The organism is Peribacillus sp. AS_2 (genome assembly GCF_026891895.1).
GTDB classification, from domain to species: Bacteria; Bacillota; Bacilli; order Bacillales; family DSM-1321; genus Peribacillus; species Peribacillus frigoritolerans.
The window spans coordinates 89,220-104,160 of record NZ_JAPTGA010000004.1 but is presented as its reverse complement, the minus strand read 5'-3'; the positions used below and the strand labels follow the sequence as shown (position 1 = coordinate 104,160).

Sequence of the window (14,941 nt, the reverse complement as noted above, 5' to 3'; positions counted from 1 at the left end):
ATTTATATTACCTCTTTGAGGAGGATTTATTGGATGTCAGAATACTTAGTGATTGTGGAATCGCCCGCAAAGGCGAAAACAATAGAACGTTACTTGGGAAAAAAATATAAAGTAAAGGCTTCCATGGGGCATGTACGCGATTTGCCTAAAAGTCAAATGGGTGTCGATGTTGAACATGAATATGAACCTAAATATATAACTATCCGCGGCAAAGGCCCGGTTTTAAAAGAATTGAAAACCGCTGCAAAAAAAGCGAAAAAAATCTATCTCGCGGCTGACCCCGACAGGGAAGGGGAAGCGATTGCCTGGCATTTGGCTCACAGTCTTGATGTTGACGTTAACTCGGATTGCCGCGTGGTATTCAACGAGATCACGAAAGAGGCTATCAAGGAATCATTTAAATCGCCTAGGCCAATAAATATGAAATTGGTTGATGCTCAGCAGGCAAGAAGGGTCTTGGACCGTTTGGTCGGATACAATATAAGCCCGTTATTGTGGAAAAAGGTGAAAAAAGGCTTAAGCGCGGGACGGGTCCAATCGGTTGCTGTACGGATGATCATTGACCGGGAGAAGGAGATCAAAGATTTTATTCCGGAAGAGTATTGGACAATCAAGGCTGATTTTGTAAAAGGGAAAGAACAGTTTGAAGGTTCTTTCTTCAGCCTTGGCGGCGAGAAGAAGGAATTAAATACCGAAGAGGACGTCAAAAAAGTGCTCGCTTCTTTAAATGGCGGCGAATTTACGATAGGAGCCGTGGCTAAAAAGGAAAGAAGGCGCAATCCAGCAGCACCTTTTACAACTTCTTCCCTGCAACAGGAAGCGGCACGTAAATTGAATTTCCGTGCGAAGAAAACCATGATGCTTGCTCAGCAGCTTTATGAAGGAATCGAGCTTGGCAAGGAAGGTACAGTCGGGTTAATCACTTATATGAGAACCGATTCGACCCGTATTTCAGATAGTGCCAAAGAGGAAGTCCATACGTTCATTCAAAATAATTATGGTAAAGAATATGTTCAGGTCGAGCAGCGCAAGGAGAAAAAACAAACTAATGCCCAGGACGCGCATGAAGCGGTCAGGCCAACAAGCACATTACGTGAACCGGGTGTAGTCAAGGAGTTCTTATCCAGAGATCAATTCCGTCTTTATAAATTGATTTGGGAACGATTCGTTTCCAGTCAAATGTCTTCGGCGGTCATGGATACGATGAGCATCGACCTGCATAACGGGGATGTCATCTTCAGGGCAAATGGTTCAAAAATTAAATTTCCGGGTTTCATGAAGGTATATGTTGAAGGATCCGATGACTCGGTGGAAGAAAAGGAAAATGCACTTCCGGATGTGAAAAAAGGAGATCAATTCTTTTCAAAAGATATCGAGCCGAAGCAGCATTTTACACAGCCTCCGCCCCGATATACTGAAGCCCGTCTGGTCAAGACCCTAGAGGAACTGGGAATAGGCCGTCCTTCTACATATGCGCCTACCTTGGATACGATCCAAAAACGGGGCTACGTTACCTTGGATAATAAACGGTTCATCCCGACAGAGCTTGGTGAGATCGTTCTCGAATTGATACGCGAATTCTTCCCGGATATTCTCGATGCAGAGTTCACTGCCAAGATGGAACAGGAATTTGACAGCGTTGAGGAAGGCAATATTGAATGGATTAAGGTCATCGATGAATTTTATAAAGAATTTGCCGTTCATTTGGCCAAGGCCGAAGTCGAGATGGAGAAAATTGAAATCAAAGATGAACCTGCAGGTGAAGATTGCGTGGAGTGCGGACATGGGATGGTCTTTAAGATGGGACGTTATGGAAAGTTCATGGCATGCAGTAATTTCCCGGATTGCCGTAACACCAAACCAATCGTCAAGGAAATCGGGGTCAAATGCCCAAAATGTAAAGAAGGAAATATCATTGAAAGGAAGAGTAAAAAACGACGCATATTTTACGGGTGTGATACCTACCCTGGATGTGACTTCATATCTTGGGATAAACCGCTGCCGCGGAGTTGTCCAAAATGTGAAGGTACACTTGTTGAGAAAAAACTCAAAAAAGGAGTCCAGGTCCAGTGCATGGATTGTGATTTTAAAGAAATGCCCCAAGCATAGAAAAGGCCGTGAAATCGTTTACTTTCCTTGTGAACTATCGATAAACCCTAAATATAAATGGACTCGGCATTTGCCGGGTTTCTTTATGTTCAGGGAAGTATGATATCATGGTGATATGTGGATTTACTTTCAAGAAGAAAATGGATAACACTTGAAACTTTTTTATTTAGGCCATGTGATGTAAAATTCAGTGGACAAGTACATTCTTTTAAAGATATAATTCCTATTTGCGTCCGTTACCCTTTTAGTGAATAAGGATGGCATATCTTTAAAATAATCGTTAGCAGGAATGAGTATTTCGGGTATAAATACATAGATATCGTTAAAAATGAAACTTCTGGAAAGCAGTTTTAATGATAAATGATCCTGTCTTATCATATCTATACATGGAGGTTCGAAAAATGAAAGAAACAAAAGTAAGTGTAATCGGTGCTGGGCTTGCTGGAAGTGAAGCGGCGTGGCAGTTAGCTAAAAGAGGAATTAAAGTCGATCTATACGAAATGCGCCCTGTAAAACAAACGCCAGCCCATCATACCGATAAATTCGCTGAACTTGTTTGTTCCAATTCACTTCGGGCAAATACGTTAACAAATGCAGTTGGTGTATTAAAAGAAGAAATGCGTATACTGGATTCGGTCATCATGTCCGCAGCGGATGCTTGTGCTGTACCGGCTGGCGGTGCATTAGCTGTTGATCGTCATGAATTTGCCGGTCTTGTTACGGAAAGGGTCAAAAATCATCCAAATGTGACGGTCATTAATGAAGAAGTGACGGAAATTCCGGAAGGTCCTACCGTCATTGCAACCGGTCCGCTTACAAGTCAGTCACTATCTGATAGCTTAAAGCAAATCATGGATGAAGAATACTTGTACTTTTATGATGCTGCCGCACCAATTCTTGAAAAAGACAGCATCAATATGGATAAAGTATATTTGAAATCCCGTTATGATAAAGGGGAAGCGGCTTATTTGAACTGTCCGATGACGGAAGAAGAGTTTGACCGCTTTTATGATGCATTGATTGCTGCTGAAACAGTCCCGCTTAAAGAATTCGAAAAAGAAATCTTTTTTGAAGGCTGCATGCCGATTGAAGTGATGGCATCACGTGGGAAGAAAACGATGTTATTTGGTCCATTGAAGCCTGTTGGCCTAGAAGATCCAAAAACGGGAAAACGCCCTTTTGCTGTAGTTCAATTGCGTCAGGATGATGCGGCAGGAACACTTTACAATATTGTTGGTTTTCAGACACATTTGAAATGGGGGCCGCAAAAAGAAGTATTGCAGCTCATACCTGGATTGGAAAATGCGGAAATTGTACGTTATGGGGTCATGCATAGAAACACTTTCATAAACTCACCTAATGTTTTGAAGCCAACGTACCAATTCAAGAATCGCGATGATTTATTCTTTGCCGGTCAGATGACTGGAGTTGAAGGGTATGTTGAATCGGCTGCGTCGGGACTTGTAGCGGGTATCAATGCTGCAAGGATCGTCGAAGGTTTGGAGCCTATCATTTTCCCTGCGGAGACGACGATGGGCAGCATGGCAAGGTACATAACGTCGACTAATGGTAAGAGCTTCCAGCCGATGAATGCCAACTTTGGATTGCTTCCAGACCTTGAAGTGAGAATCAAATCCAAAAAAGAGCGGAACGAAACACATGCTAAACGCGCTTTGGACACAATTCAGAACTTTGTGAAAAATTTGTAAAATATTTGCCTGCTGTTTTAAAGTATGATACTATTTATTAGCCTTTGCGAGGTGTTTCCATGATTAATCAAAAAAAGGCATTATCATCCTTCATCGAATATTTACAAATTGAAAAGAACAGTTCACATTACACCATTGAAAATTACAAACGTGATATTCAGGAATTTTTTCTGTTCCTTAATGAACAGGGGATTGAGGACATCACGTCCGTTGAATATCTTGATGTCCGGTTATATTTAACGAATTTATATGAGAAAAAACTTTCTAAGCGCACTGTTGCAAGAAAAACTTCTTGCTTGCGGAGCCTTTATAAATTTTTACTGCGTGAAGGTGATGTGAAAGATAACCCTTTTTCCCTCGCTTCTTTACCTAAAAAGGATCAAAGACTGCCACGGTTTCTTTATGAGAAGGAAATGGATCAGTTGTTTTCCTCTTTAAAGAAAGATTCACCGATAGGAATAAGGAACAATGCCTTACTGGAATTATTGTATGCTACAGGCATTCGCGTAAGTGAATGTTGTGATATTAAACTGCAGGATATCGATCTTTCCTTAGGGACGGTACTGATCCATGGAAAAGGAAAAAAGGATCGCTACGTTCCGGTTGGTAGATATGCACAGGAAGCGATAGATTTATACATACGTACAGCCAGGATGGAATTGACTTCGTCTGACGCCAAGGCGCATGTTTATTTATTTGTTAATTTTCGTGGAGACCCTCTGACACCTAGGGGAGTTCGCTATATATTGAATGAATTGATTAAAAAGTCAGCCGCAGATGGAAGTCTTCATCCCCACATGCTAAGGCATTCGTTTGCTACACACCTATTGAATAATGGGGCGGACATTCGCACGGTTCAGGAATTGCTTGGTCATTCTAAAATTTCATCAACGCAAGTGTATACGCATGTTACAAAAGACCAATTGAAAAAAGTCTATAATGCATCACATCCGCGGCCTTAAATGTTGAAAGGGGACACTTTATGACAACGATATTTGCAGTGCATCATAAAGGTGAATGTGCCATGTCCGGTGATGGGCAGGTTACTTTAGGAAATTCAGTAGTGATGAAGCATACAGCGAGGAAAGTAAGAAAAATCTTTAATGGTAATGTCCTTGCAGGTTTTGCAGGTTCCGTTGCAGATGCTTTCACTTTATTTGAGATGTTCGAAGCCAAACTTGAAGAGTATAATGGCAATCTTCAGCGCGCTGCCGTTGAAATGGCAAAGCAATGGAGAAGTGACAATGTATTGAGGAAGCTTGAAGCCATGCTAGTCGTGATGGATAAGAACCATTTACTGCTCGTTTCTGGCACCGGGGAAGTAATTGAACCGGATGACGGGATTCTCGCTATAGGATCGGGAGGGAATTATGCATTGGCTGCCGGCAGGGCATTGATGCGGTTTTCCAGCGACCACTTATCGGCAAAGGAAATCGCTCAATCATCTTTACAAATTGCAGCGGAAATTTGTGTATTTACGAATACGAATATAATCGTGGAAGAGTTGTAAGGAGGAGCGCAAATGTCAAAAAAAGCTAATTTAACACCGAGGCAAATCGTTGAAAAACTGGATCAGTATATCGTTGGGCAGCGTGAGGCAAAACGGGCAGTGGCAGTGGCTCTTCGGAATCGCTACCGACGTTCCCTTCTCTCGGATCAACTTCGTGATGAAGTCGTTCCGAAGAATATATTAATGATTGGACCGACAGGTGTTGGGAAAACAGAAATAGCTCGGAGAATGGCTAAATTGGTAGGTGCTCCTTTTGTAAAAGTTGAAGCAACAAAATTTACGGAAGTCGGGTATGTCGGCCGTGATGTAGAGTCCATGGTTCGTGATTTGGTTGAGACTTCCGTCCGCCTCGTGAAGGAAGAAAAGATGGCCAGCGTAAAAGAACGGGCAGAAGAAAATGCAAATCGCCGCCTAATAGAGTTATTAGTGCCATCAACAAAAAAACAGAGTAATTTCAAGAATCCTCTTGAAGTCTTTTTTGGAGGCAATAACAATCAAGACGAACAGGACCCGGAAGAAAATTCCGAAGATTTAAGTTTGCAGGAAAAAAGAAAAATCGTCGCTGAAAAGCTGGCTAATGGTGAGCTGGAAAGTGAAATGATAACGGTCGAAGTGGAAGAACAGGCTGCTTCGATGTTTGATATGCTCCAAGGTTCGGGAATGGAACAAATGGGGATGAACATGCAGGACGCTTTAGGAAGCTTGATGCCGAAAAAAAGTAAGAAGCGCAAATTGAAAGTAAGTGAAGCGAGAACCGTATTAACAAATGAAGAAGCGGCAAAATTGATTGATATGGATGAAGTCACTTCAGATGCAGTATACGGGGCTGAGCAAAATGGGATCATCTTCATAGATGAAATAGACAAAATTGCGAGTAAGCAATCTGGAAGTTCATCAGCGGATGTATCAAGAGAGGGTGTCCAAAGGGATATCCTGCCAATAGTTGAAGGTTCAACAGTAGTGACTAAATATGGTTCCGTTAAAACGGATCATGTCCTATTCATTGCTGCAGGGGCCTTTCATATGGCTAAGCCATCCGACCTAATCCCGGAATTACAAGGTAGATTCCCAATTCGTGTAGAATTGAACAAACTGACTGTAGACGACTTTGTACGGATTCTGCATGAACCGGATAATGCCTTGTTAAAACAATATGTTGCTTTATTGGAAACTGAAGGTATAGAAATTGAATTTTCTGACGATGCTGTTCGTAAGATAGCAGAAGTGGCCTTCGAAGTAAATCAAAACACAGACAATATTGGTGCAAGAAGACTTCATACCATTTTGGAACGGTTGCTTGAAGACTTATCGTTTGAAGCTCCGGAAATAACGATGGAGAAGATTACAATTACACCCCAATATGTCGAAGGTAAGCTTGGTTCTATCGCCCGGAACAAAGATTTAAGCCAGTTTATCCTTTAATTAGAAACAATTTTGGCAATGATTTGCCTACGCAATGAACATAAAATTACGGAAATACAACTTCATAGTTATTGTGAACCATGGTATTTTTAGGAGGAACAAATCAAATGAATTTATTAGCAAAAACAAGAAAAATCAATGCAATGCTCCAAAAAGCAGCAGGTAAAGCAGTTAACTTCAAGGAAATGGCTGAGAGTTTAAGTGAAGTTATCGAAGCAAATGTATTCGTCGTCAGCCGCCGCGGGAAATTACTTGGCATCGCGGTAAGTCAGCAAATTGAAAACGAACGCATGTACAAAATGTTGGAAGATAAACAATTCCCTGAAGAGTACACAAAAAACCTGTTCAATATTCCTGAAACCTCTTCGAACCTTGATATCGAAAGCGAATATACTGCTTTCCCAGTCGAAAACAAGGAACTTTTCGCAACTGGATTAACAACGATCGTACCGATTATGGGTGGTGGAGAACGTTTAGGAACATTGGTTCTTGCCCGTTTACAAGAAAAATTTCACGATGATGATTTAATTTTAGCTGAATATGGTGCGACTGTAGTCGGCATGGAAATCCTTCGTGAAAAATCAGAAGAGATAGAAGAGGAAGCTCGTAGTAAAGCTGTCGTTCAAATGGCGATTTCCTCGTTATCTTACAGTGAATTGGAAGCAATAGAGCACATCTTTGAGGAACTTAAAGGTAATGAAGGTCTGCTTGTAGCATCAAAAATTGCGGACCGTGTCGGCATCACCCGTTCCGTTATCGTAAATGCCCTAAGGAAACTGGAAAGTGCAGGGGTCATTGAATCACGCTCTCTTGGAATGAAAGGTACTTATATCAAGGTATTGAACGATAAATTCCTTCTTGAATTAGAGAAGCTTAAAAATAATTAACATATAGAAAGGCAGTCCTTGAAAAAGGGCTGCCTTTTTTTTGATATTTGGATGTGTTACTTGTCCCGGACAAGCAGGCAAATGCGGTGAAGGGCAGGGGGAGAAAGGGAAAAGAGGTAATTCAGGTAAAATGGAAATGTGAATATGGGCATGTTTTCTATTAGAAGCAAAATATAGTTAAGTATTTCTTATAAAGGGTAATTATATTATTATAACTGTCGAAATGGTGTAAATGAACGATAGGACAACTTTTTGATTCTTAAAAGACTATCGATAACGGTTTTCAGTCATTAGGGAAATTTGTCGAATGGTTCAACACTTTGATAAAAAGATTTTTTTCAAAAAAGAAAAAATGCTGTAATCTGTTTCTTTCTTATAAATCCTTTATTTAAAAGGGTGAAATCAACTAAATTAAAATAATTATTTGAAATTAAATGTGAAAATTAGTTCTAAAGTATCAGGTATATAGGATGGTTTTCCGGTATGATATAAAAGATAATAGAAATAAAATTTGGTTAATTTGTATAATATCATATTAAAATGTAAGATTACGTAATATTAATCCTATAATTATACTAAGAAAAACGACAAAATTATTCAATTTGTGACAATTTTCGATGATGATAGGTCTAAAGTCTATGTATAGTTTATGAACTTAGTTATAATGTTTCTTTAAAATTAAAACGAAAATGAGTTGGGTTAATTTGTCGATAAAGTAATTATCTGTTAATTATAGAAAGAGGTGATCGATGTGGAATTATTTTTGAATACTTTTCAATCACTAGAAAATGCCCTTGATAATTCTAATGCCTAAACAAAAAGTCATTTCACAGAACATAGCCAATTCGGATACGCCTAATTATAAAGCTAAAGAGGTCGACAAAACACAGTACTTTAAGGCGGAGCGGGAATCTTCCATCGAGTCATATCGTACCGATGAAAGACACTTTACCTTCAAACCGGAAAAACGAGCGAAGTAGGGAATGGAGTGAAGGTGACTGGAATAGTAGAGGATAAAACACCTTTTGAACTGGATTACAATCCCGACCATCCTGATGCCAATGAAGATGGTTATGTTGAAATGCCAAATGTCGACCCGCTAAGGGAAATGGTTGATTTAATGAGTGTCACACGTTCATACAAAGCGAATGTGACAGTTCTAAATGCATCAAAGGGAATGATGATGAAAGCTTTGGAAATCGGAAAATAAAATTTTGAAAGGAGAAGTTGTCATGGAGAGGATTTCTCTTTCGGCAGTGAACCATGCAAATCATGTACTGAAAAAAGAGCAAAACAATACTAATACACCATACGAAGCACAGAGGGATTTTGCGTCGGTATTAAAAGAATCAATGAATAAAGTCAACGAAACACAAGTGACATCTGATGACCTTACAACCACATTGGTTAATGGAGAGGATGTTGAGCTTCATTCGGTGATGATAGCTTCACAAAAAGCAAGTGTTACCATGCAGGCTACATTAGAGGTTCGGAATAAGGTTGTGGAAGCCTACCAGGAAATGATGAGAATGAGTATATAGCATTCATTTTTTAACCTCATAATATAGAGAAAAATGACCAGGGGGAAAAGAAATCCCCCAATCATAAATTCATAGACTGACCGGGGGATTTAAATGAATGAAGTACTAGTGAACTTTAAAAATAAAATAACTGCTTACTGAACAAGCCGCAGTAAAAAACAAAAATTCATGATGATTGGTTCAGGCGGCATTAATTATCATCATCATTACGGCAGTTTCAATACTAACCACGCGTACGACGCTGGGCCCTTATAACCTAACTTAACTCCTTTGGAAACGGGGAGAATTAAAGAAAATTTAGACAGTCAAGGGATTATGAATGAAGTTTCTGAAAATGAAACGACCATAAAAGTTCCTGAAGAAAAACTGGATTCACTAAAAGTGGAACTGGCAGCTGAAGGAATTCCGGAATCAGGCAGTATCGACTATTCCTTTTTTAGTCAAAGTGCCGGTATCAGAATGACTGAAAATGAATTCAATGTCATTAAATTGGACTCGATGCAAACGGAATTGGCCAATTTAATTAAAAAGATTGATGGAGTGGAAGATGCAAGTGTTATGATCACTCTTCCTGGTGAAGGAGTTTTTGTCAGTGATTCAGCTGGGGAAGCTTCAGCATCCATTATATTGAATACGAAACCCGGTTATAAATTTGAAGAAGGTCAAATCAATTCCCTTTATCATCTTGTCTCAAAAAGTGGTCCGAATCTCCCTACAGATAATATCATCATTATGAACCAAGAGTTTGAGTACTTCGATCTTGAAAATCAAAATTCTTCTTTTGCGTCCGCATTTGCTACCCAAAACGAAATAAAAAAGAAAAAAGAACGCGATATTCAAAGACAGGGACAAAATATGCTTGGAACGATAATGGGAAGAGACAAAGTCGTTGTTTCAGTCACGACAGACCTTGATTTCACTCAAGAGAATCGGGAAGAGAATTTAGTTGAACCGGTCGATGAAGAAAATATGGCAGGGATTGAGATTTCTGCACAAAGAATCAATGAATCGTATAGTAGGGACGCAGCAGGTGCAGGAGGCGTTCCGCAAAGTGAGGATTCCTCAGATTCATTGGGGACCCAATACGCTGAAGGCACAAACGGTTCCGGTGATTATGAAAAAGTGGATGAAACGATAAATGGTGAAGTGAACCGAATCAAGAAAGAAATAGTCGAAAGCCCATATAAAGTTAAAGATTTAGGTATTCAAGTCATGGTCGAACTGCTTTCAGCTGACGATCCGAATTCTTTATCTCAACAGAGTGTGGATGATAATACGCACGACAATCGAGAAAAAAGCTGAAGGGGAAGAACTGACGAACGAGGAGCTTAATAATAAAATTGCGATTTCCGTTCAGCCCTTTAACGGAAAAATGAAATTGCAAAAAGATGAAACGGAGCATTCGTTACCAATATGGGCATACATCGTCGGCGGAGTGCTAATATTTGCCATTATCATTCTATTAATCTTATTCCTCCGGTCCCGAAAACTAGCTGAATTGGAAGAGGAGTACGTGGTTGAAGAGGAAGAGGTCGTATTCAAAGTTCCGGATTTGAACAAAGAGAAGGAAACGGAAACATCCTTAAAAAGAAAACAATTGGAGAAACTTGCAAAAGAAAAGCCGGATGAATTTGCAAAATTATTAAGAAGCTGGATAGCGGAAGACTAGGAGGCTTGGAAAGTGACAGAAAGAAAAAAAAGGCCGGATTGACTGGCAAACAGAAAGCTGCCATCCTCCTTATTTCCTTAGGCCCGGATGTTTCTGCATCCGTATATAAGCATCTTACTGAAGAGGAAATTGAGAGATAGACCCTTGAAATCTCTGGAGTGAGGAAAGTGGACTCCCATGATAAAGAAGAAATCCTGGATGAATTCCATAATATTGCTTTGGCACAGGATTACATCTCGCAGGGAGGGATAGGATATGCGAAGCAGGTACTGGAAAAGGCATTAGGCACTGATCAGGCAACCGCCATCATTAACCGTTTAACATCATTCATACAGGTTCGTCCTTTCGACTTTGTTGGAAATGGCTGGCGGGGCCGATCACGTCGTGGCCAGCGTTTTTCTTAGAATAGAAGGTGATGCTTCAGGGAGTATGTTTTTTATCCTTTCACTTCCTGTAGCCCAATACTTGATTCGTAGGATGACTGGTGATGAAACCTTTTTGATGGAATCCGCACCCTATACTGAACTGGAACTCTCTTGCCTTCAGGAATTAGGGAATATTTTATCGGGATCCTATCTCTCTTCCCTTTCTGATTTTACCCGATTGAATATCTATCCATCCGTTCCATCCTTGAGCATCGATATGGTAGGGGCAACGATCAGTTATGGGTTATTGGAATTATCTCAAGTAAGTGACGCAGCCATCGTCATCGATACTGTACTTGAAAAGGAAAAGCTTTTTGCTGACTCGGTTAGTGGACATTTCTTTTTATTACCTGATCCCGAATTTTTTGATATCATTTTTTCCGCCTTAGGAGTTTCACCTAATGACTGAATCCGTAAAGGTCCAGGTTGTTAAGGCTGGAATAGCGGATATGAATATAATAAAACCTCCATATACGATTCGTACTTTAGGTTTGGGATCGTGTGTCGGTGTTGTGATTTATGATGAAAAAAAAGAAATCGCAGGTTTGGCCCATATTATGCTTCCAGACTCTTCACTCGCAAAATCGGGACAGATCAATGTTGCCAAATTTGCAGATACGGCGATAAAGGAATTAGTGCAGGTATTAGTCAAAGAAGGCGCAAGAATGCCATACCTCAAAGCGAAGCTGGCTGGAGGAGCACAAATGTTTCAATTTGCCTCCGGAGGGGATTTAATGAGAATCGGACCCCGGAATGTGGAAGCTGTCCGGAAAGAGTTATCTGACCTGCGGATTAGAATCGTTGCCGAAGATGTTGGCGGGAATAGCGGAAGAACGATTGAATTCAATTTAAATGATTGTCTGCTAAATATACGGACCGTTACAAAAGGGACTAAAAACATATAGGATCGGATTTGGCTTGAAAAGCCAAAAATATGACAGGTACATTTGCAACCGAATCATTATTGCATGTATGGCTTTAAGGGCCGTATTGATCACAAATCGTATAACAATGTTAGGAGGATGTCCAATGTCTCATCTGACCATCGAAGAAGAGCAGTTATGTTGGAAAAATTGGGTGGATTGCAGAGATCCGCTAGCCGGGGACATTTTGGTAAAGAAATACGTACCTCTCGTATCGTACCATGTTCAACGTATTTCAGTAAGTCTTCCTAAAAATGTGAGCCGGGATGATATAAGGAGTTTAGGGATGATGGGGTTATTCGATGCCCTGGAACGTTTTGATACGAAGCGTGACCTCAAGTTTGACACATATGCATCATTTAGAATTCGTGGTGCCATTTTAGATGGATTAAGAAAAGAGGATTGGCTTCCACGGAGTGCAAGAGATAAAGCCAAGAAAATTGAATCTGCAATAGAGAAGCTGGAGCAGCAATACATGAGGAACCTTTCGCCAACTGAGATTGCCGCTGAATTGAATATTCCGGAAGATGAAGTATATGCTGCATTAAATGAGAATTTCTTTGCCAATATACTATCGATGGATGAAAATCCCCAAGAGGACGATAAAGAAAGCGCGAATTTTCATATTAAAGATGAAAAGGCGGATTTACCTGAGGAACATGTGTTAAGGGACGAACTGTATGAGGAATTAGCCAAAGTCATTGAAACCCTAAATGAAAAAGAACAGTTGGTTTTACAGCTTTTTTATAAAGAAGAACTGACGTTAACCGAAATCGGACAAGTGATGGGCCTATCTACGTCACGGATATCCCAAATTCACTCGAAAGCGATTTATAAATTAAGAAACACGATGCAAGATCAAAAGATTTAATGAAGATACTTCCATTGAAAAGGGCTATGGAGTCTGGAAGGCATTAGGGATTCCTATTGAACGAAGAAAGACCTGTGAATCAACTTGATAGAATTTTTGCGGATACCTGCATCAATAAATGATTCGAAATCACAGAATGTTCGAACTGTACTTTGTCAAGAAGAGAATAGGGAAAGTACTCAAGAAAAAACAACAGTGAAAAAAGATCCCCATCCGTTTAAAGGTAACAGGATTGACTATTCCGGTTAATTAGGAGGCAGCATGTCAGCATTTTTTATATTTCTGTTGTTTGTATTGAACATATTCACCATTTTTGCCATCATCGTTTTATATCTTCGTCAAAATCGTTTAAGCATGTTGGAAAAAGACCAAAAGGCCGTCATTGGAGAAATGGAACAACTTTTGTCTGGTTATTTAATGGAGATGAAAGAGGATAACGAGACACTGGTAAAGGCAATCAACAATTCGGTGGCAATGAATCCTGAGCATGGACAAAAAGGACAAGAACATAGTTCAATCAAAGAAACAAAGAAAGAAAAACAAGAACAAGAACAAAACATTCTGCTAGAGTATAAAGCGGGAAGTCGTGCCGCCGCTAAAAAGCAGGCAATTAACGCTTATAAAATAATGCCTGAAGAAAATGAGGCCAATGCTTTACCCGTAAAAGTCGAGGACAAATTGGAACTTGCATCGGCTGCCACTTCCCCTCAAAATCAAGGGAAGCCGGCTGCCAAGGAATTTTCGGACATGCTGCAGGCTTCGTTAAATGAACGTTCATTAAATGAAAAAGTGGATATGTTAGCGGATCAAGGACATTCAATAGAGGAAATCGCCAAAAAGTTAGGTTGCGGTCGAACGGAGATAGAGCTATTACTAAAGTTTCGCATGAATAGATAAACTTATCTCTTGATTGTGAAGAGTCATTATGATATATTATGAAATGGTGTTAATACACACGCCCCGTGATTCTTGCAGATGGTGCTGTTACGACAGTTTCTGTATGAAAATGATCGGTGCGGAGGAAAAACAAAACCATTTAGGAGGAACTAAAATGTCAGTCATTTCTATGAAACAATTGCTTGAAGCTGGTGTGCATTTCGGACACCAAACACGTCGCTGGAACCCAAAAATGAAGAAATATATCTTCACTGAGCGTAACGGCATCTACATCATCGACCTTCAAAAAACAGTTAAAAAGGTTGAAGAAGCTTATAACTTCGTGAAGGAACTAGCTGCTAACGGCGGTACTGTTCTATTCGTCGGAACTAAAAAACAAGCTCAAGAATCTGTTAAAGAAGAAGCTATCCGTTCTGGTATGTACTATGTAAACCAACGTTGGTTAGGCGGAACTTTAACAAACTTTGAAACAATCCAAAAACGTATCGCTCGTCTTAAAGATATCGAAAAAATGGAAGAAAACGGAACTTTCGAAGTCCTTCCTAAAAAAGAAGTTATCCAACTTAAAAAAGAATGGGATCGCTTAGAGAAATTCTTAGGCGGTATTAAAGATATGAAGACTCTTCCAGATGCGATCTTCGTTATCGACCCACGCAAAGAGCGTATTGCTGTTGCGGAAGCACACAAATTACACATTCCACTTGTTGGTATCGTTGATACAAACTGTGATCCGGATGAAATCGATGTAGTTATTCCTGCGAATGACGATGCAATCCGTGCTGTTAAATTATTAACAGGTAAAATGGCAGATGCTATCTTAGAAGCTAAACAAGGCGAAGAAACAGCAACTGAAACAACAACTGCTTAATAAGTAAAAAAGGTTGCTTATTCAGTAAGAAAAAAGGTGATAAGAGGATAATGCCTTTTATCCCTTTTTTTTGCACTAAATAAACATACATAAAATCACTGTACGGAATG

The 14,941-nt window shown here is 39.9% G+C and carries 12 protein-coding genes and 4 pseudogenes; all 16 read left to right on the top strand.

Annotation, left to right across the window (positions count from 1 at the left end):
- Window positions 1-33 precede the first annotated feature (33 nt).
- Entirely contained in the window at window positions 34-2,109 is a 2,076-nt protein-coding gene (gene topA, locus OTG27_RS08370) for a type I DNA topoisomerase (protein ID WP_057278410.1), read from the top strand.
- A 401-nt stretch (window positions 2,110-2,510) separates the two neighbouring features.
- A complete protein-coding gene (gene trmFO / locus OTG27_RS08365) occupies window positions 2,511-3,818 on the top strand; it encodes an FADH(2)-oxidizing methylenetetrahydrofolate--tRNA-(uracil(54)-C(5))-methyltransferase TrmFO (RefSeq protein ID WP_048684880.1) in 1,308 nt (435 codons plus the stop codon).
- A gap of 59 nt (window positions 3,819-3,877) precedes the next feature.
- On the top strand, window positions 3,878-4,780 hold the full coding sequence (gene xerC, locus OTG27_RS08360; RefSeq protein ID WP_187050728.1) for a tyrosine recombinase XerC: 903 nt from the start codon (window positions 3,878-3,880) through the stop codon (window positions 4,778-4,780).
- Window positions 4,781-4,800: 20 nt separating this feature from the next.
- Window positions 4,801-5,328: an HslVU peptidase proteolytic subunit gene (gene hslV, locus OTG27_RS08355; protein WP_048684874.1), complete on the top strand. Its 528-nt coding sequence runs from the start codon at window positions 4,801-4,803 to the stop codon at window positions 5,326-5,328.
- 12 nt (window positions 5,329-5,340) lie between these two features.
- Window positions 5,341-6,750: an ATP-dependent protease ATPase subunit HslU gene (gene hslU / locus OTG27_RS08350; RefSeq protein ID WP_048684871.1), complete on the top strand. Its 1,410-nt coding sequence runs from the start codon at window positions 5,341-5,343 to the stop codon at window positions 6,748-6,750.
- A 107-nt stretch (window positions 6,751-6,857) separates the two neighbouring features.
- The gene (gene codY / locus OTG27_RS08345) at window positions 6,858-7,637 is read left to right on the top strand and encodes a GTP-sensing pleiotropic transcriptional regulator CodY (RefSeq protein ID WP_057278408.1); all 780 of its coding nucleotides are present in this window, start codon (window positions 6,858-6,860) and stop codon (window positions 7,635-7,637) included.
- A 788-nt stretch (window positions 7,638-8,425) separates the two neighbouring features.
- Window positions 8,426-8,617: a flagellar basal body rod protein FlgB gene (locus tag OTG27_RS08340; RefSeq protein ID WP_307730043.1), complete on the top strand. Its 192-nt coding sequence runs from the start codon at window positions 8,426-8,428 to the stop codon at window positions 8,615-8,617.
- A pseudogene (gene flgC, locus OTG27_RS08335) lies at window positions 8,614-8,847 on the top strand (flagellar basal body rod protein FlgC); the annotation flags it as partial. The gene OTG27_RS08340 and the pseudogene flgC, both read left to right, overlap by 4 nt.
- A gap of 22 nt (window positions 8,848-8,869) precedes the next feature.
- A complete protein-coding gene (fliE, locus tag OTG27_RS08330) occupies window positions 8,870-9,178 on the top strand; it encodes a flagellar hook-basal body complex protein FliE (RefSeq protein ID WP_268936701.1) in 309 nt (102 codons plus the stop codon).
- A gap of 168 nt (window positions 9,179-9,346) precedes the next feature.
- Window positions 9,347-10,847, top strand: a pseudogene (fliF, locus tag OTG27_RS08325) (flagellar basal-body MS-ring/collar protein FliF).
- A gap of 5 nt (window positions 10,848-10,852) precedes the next feature.
- Window positions 10,853-11,200 (top strand): annotated as a pseudogene (locus OTG27_RS08320) (magnesium and cobalt transport protein CorA); the annotation flags it as partial.
- Window positions 11,199-11,681, top strand: a pseudogene (locus tag OTG27_RS08315) (chemotaxis protein CheC); the annotation flags it as partial. The pseudogenes OTG27_RS08320 and OTG27_RS08315, both read left to right, overlap by 2 nt.
- Window positions 11,674-12,177: a chemotaxis protein CheD gene (locus OTG27_RS08310; protein ID WP_268936699.1), complete on the top strand. Its 504-nt coding sequence runs from the start codon at window positions 11,674-11,676 to the stop codon at window positions 12,175-12,177. The pseudogene OTG27_RS08315 and the gene OTG27_RS08310, both read left to right, overlap by 8 nt.
- 124 nt (window positions 12,178-12,301) lie before the next feature.
- On the top strand, window positions 12,302-13,066 hold the full coding sequence (locus tag OTG27_RS08305; RefSeq protein ID WP_268936698.1) for a FliA/WhiG family RNA polymerase sigma factor: 765 nt from the start codon (window positions 12,302-12,304) through the stop codon (window positions 13,064-13,066).
- Between the two features lie 261 nt (window positions 13,067-13,327).
- On the top strand, window positions 13,328-13,963 hold the full coding sequence (locus OTG27_RS08300) for a hypothetical protein (protein WP_268936697.1): 636 nt from the start codon (window positions 13,328-13,330) through the stop codon (window positions 13,961-13,963).
- Window positions 13,964-14,117: 154 nt separating this feature from the next.
- Window positions 14,118-14,831 carry a 30S ribosomal protein S2 gene (gene rpsB, locus OTG27_RS08295; protein WP_034313644.1) on the top strand — a complete coding sequence of 238 codons (714 nt, stop codon included), beginning with the start codon at window positions 14,118-14,120 and terminating at the stop codon, window positions 14,829-14,831.
- Window positions 14,832-14,941 lie beyond the last annotated feature (110 nt).

Excerpts from the sequence above, each read along its gene's own strand:
- topA (WP_057278410.1), top strand. The coding sequence starts at position 34 with ATGTCAGAATACTTAGTGATTGTGGAATCGCCCGCAAAGGCGAAAACA.
- trmFO (WP_048684880.1), top strand. The coding sequence starts at position 2,511 with ATGAAAGAAACAAAAGTAAGTGTAATCGGTGCTGGGCTTGCTGGAAGT.
- xerC (WP_187050728.1), top strand. The coding sequence starts at position 3,878 with ATGATTAATCAAAAAAAGGCATTATCATCCTTCATCGAATATTTACAA.
- hslV (WP_048684874.1), top strand. The coding sequence starts at position 4,801 with ATGACAACGATATTTGCAGTGCATCATAAAGGTGAATGTGCCATGTCC.
- hslU (WP_048684871.1), top strand. The coding sequence starts at position 5,341 with ATGTCAAAAAAAGCTAATTTAACACCGAGGCAAATCGTTGAAAAACTG.
- codY (WP_057278408.1), top strand. The coding sequence starts at position 6,858 with ATGAATTTATTAGCAAAAACAAGAAAAATCAATGCAATGCTCCAAAAA.
- OTG27_RS08340 (WP_307730043.1), top strand. The coding sequence starts at position 8,426 with ATGCCCTTGATAATTCTAATGCCTAAACAAAAAGTCATTTCACAGAAC.
- fliE (WP_268936701.1), top strand. The coding sequence starts at position 8,870 with ATGGAGAGGATTTCTCTTTCGGCAGTGAACCATGCAAATCATGTACTG.
- OTG27_RS08310 (WP_268936699.1), top strand. The coding sequence starts at position 11,674 with ATGACTGAATCCGTAAAGGTCCAGGTTGTTAAGGCTGGAATAGCGGAT.
- OTG27_RS08305 (WP_268936698.1), top strand. The coding sequence starts at position 12,302 with ATGTCTCATCTGACCATCGAAGAAGAGCAGTTATGTTGGAAAAATTGG.
- OTG27_RS08300 (WP_268936697.1), top strand. The coding sequence starts at position 13,328 with ATGTCAGCATTTTTTATATTTCTGTTGTTTGTATTGAACATATTCACC.
- rpsB (WP_034313644.1), top strand. The coding sequence starts at position 14,118 with ATGTCAGTCATTTCTATGAAACAATTGCTTGAAGCTGGTGTGCATTTC.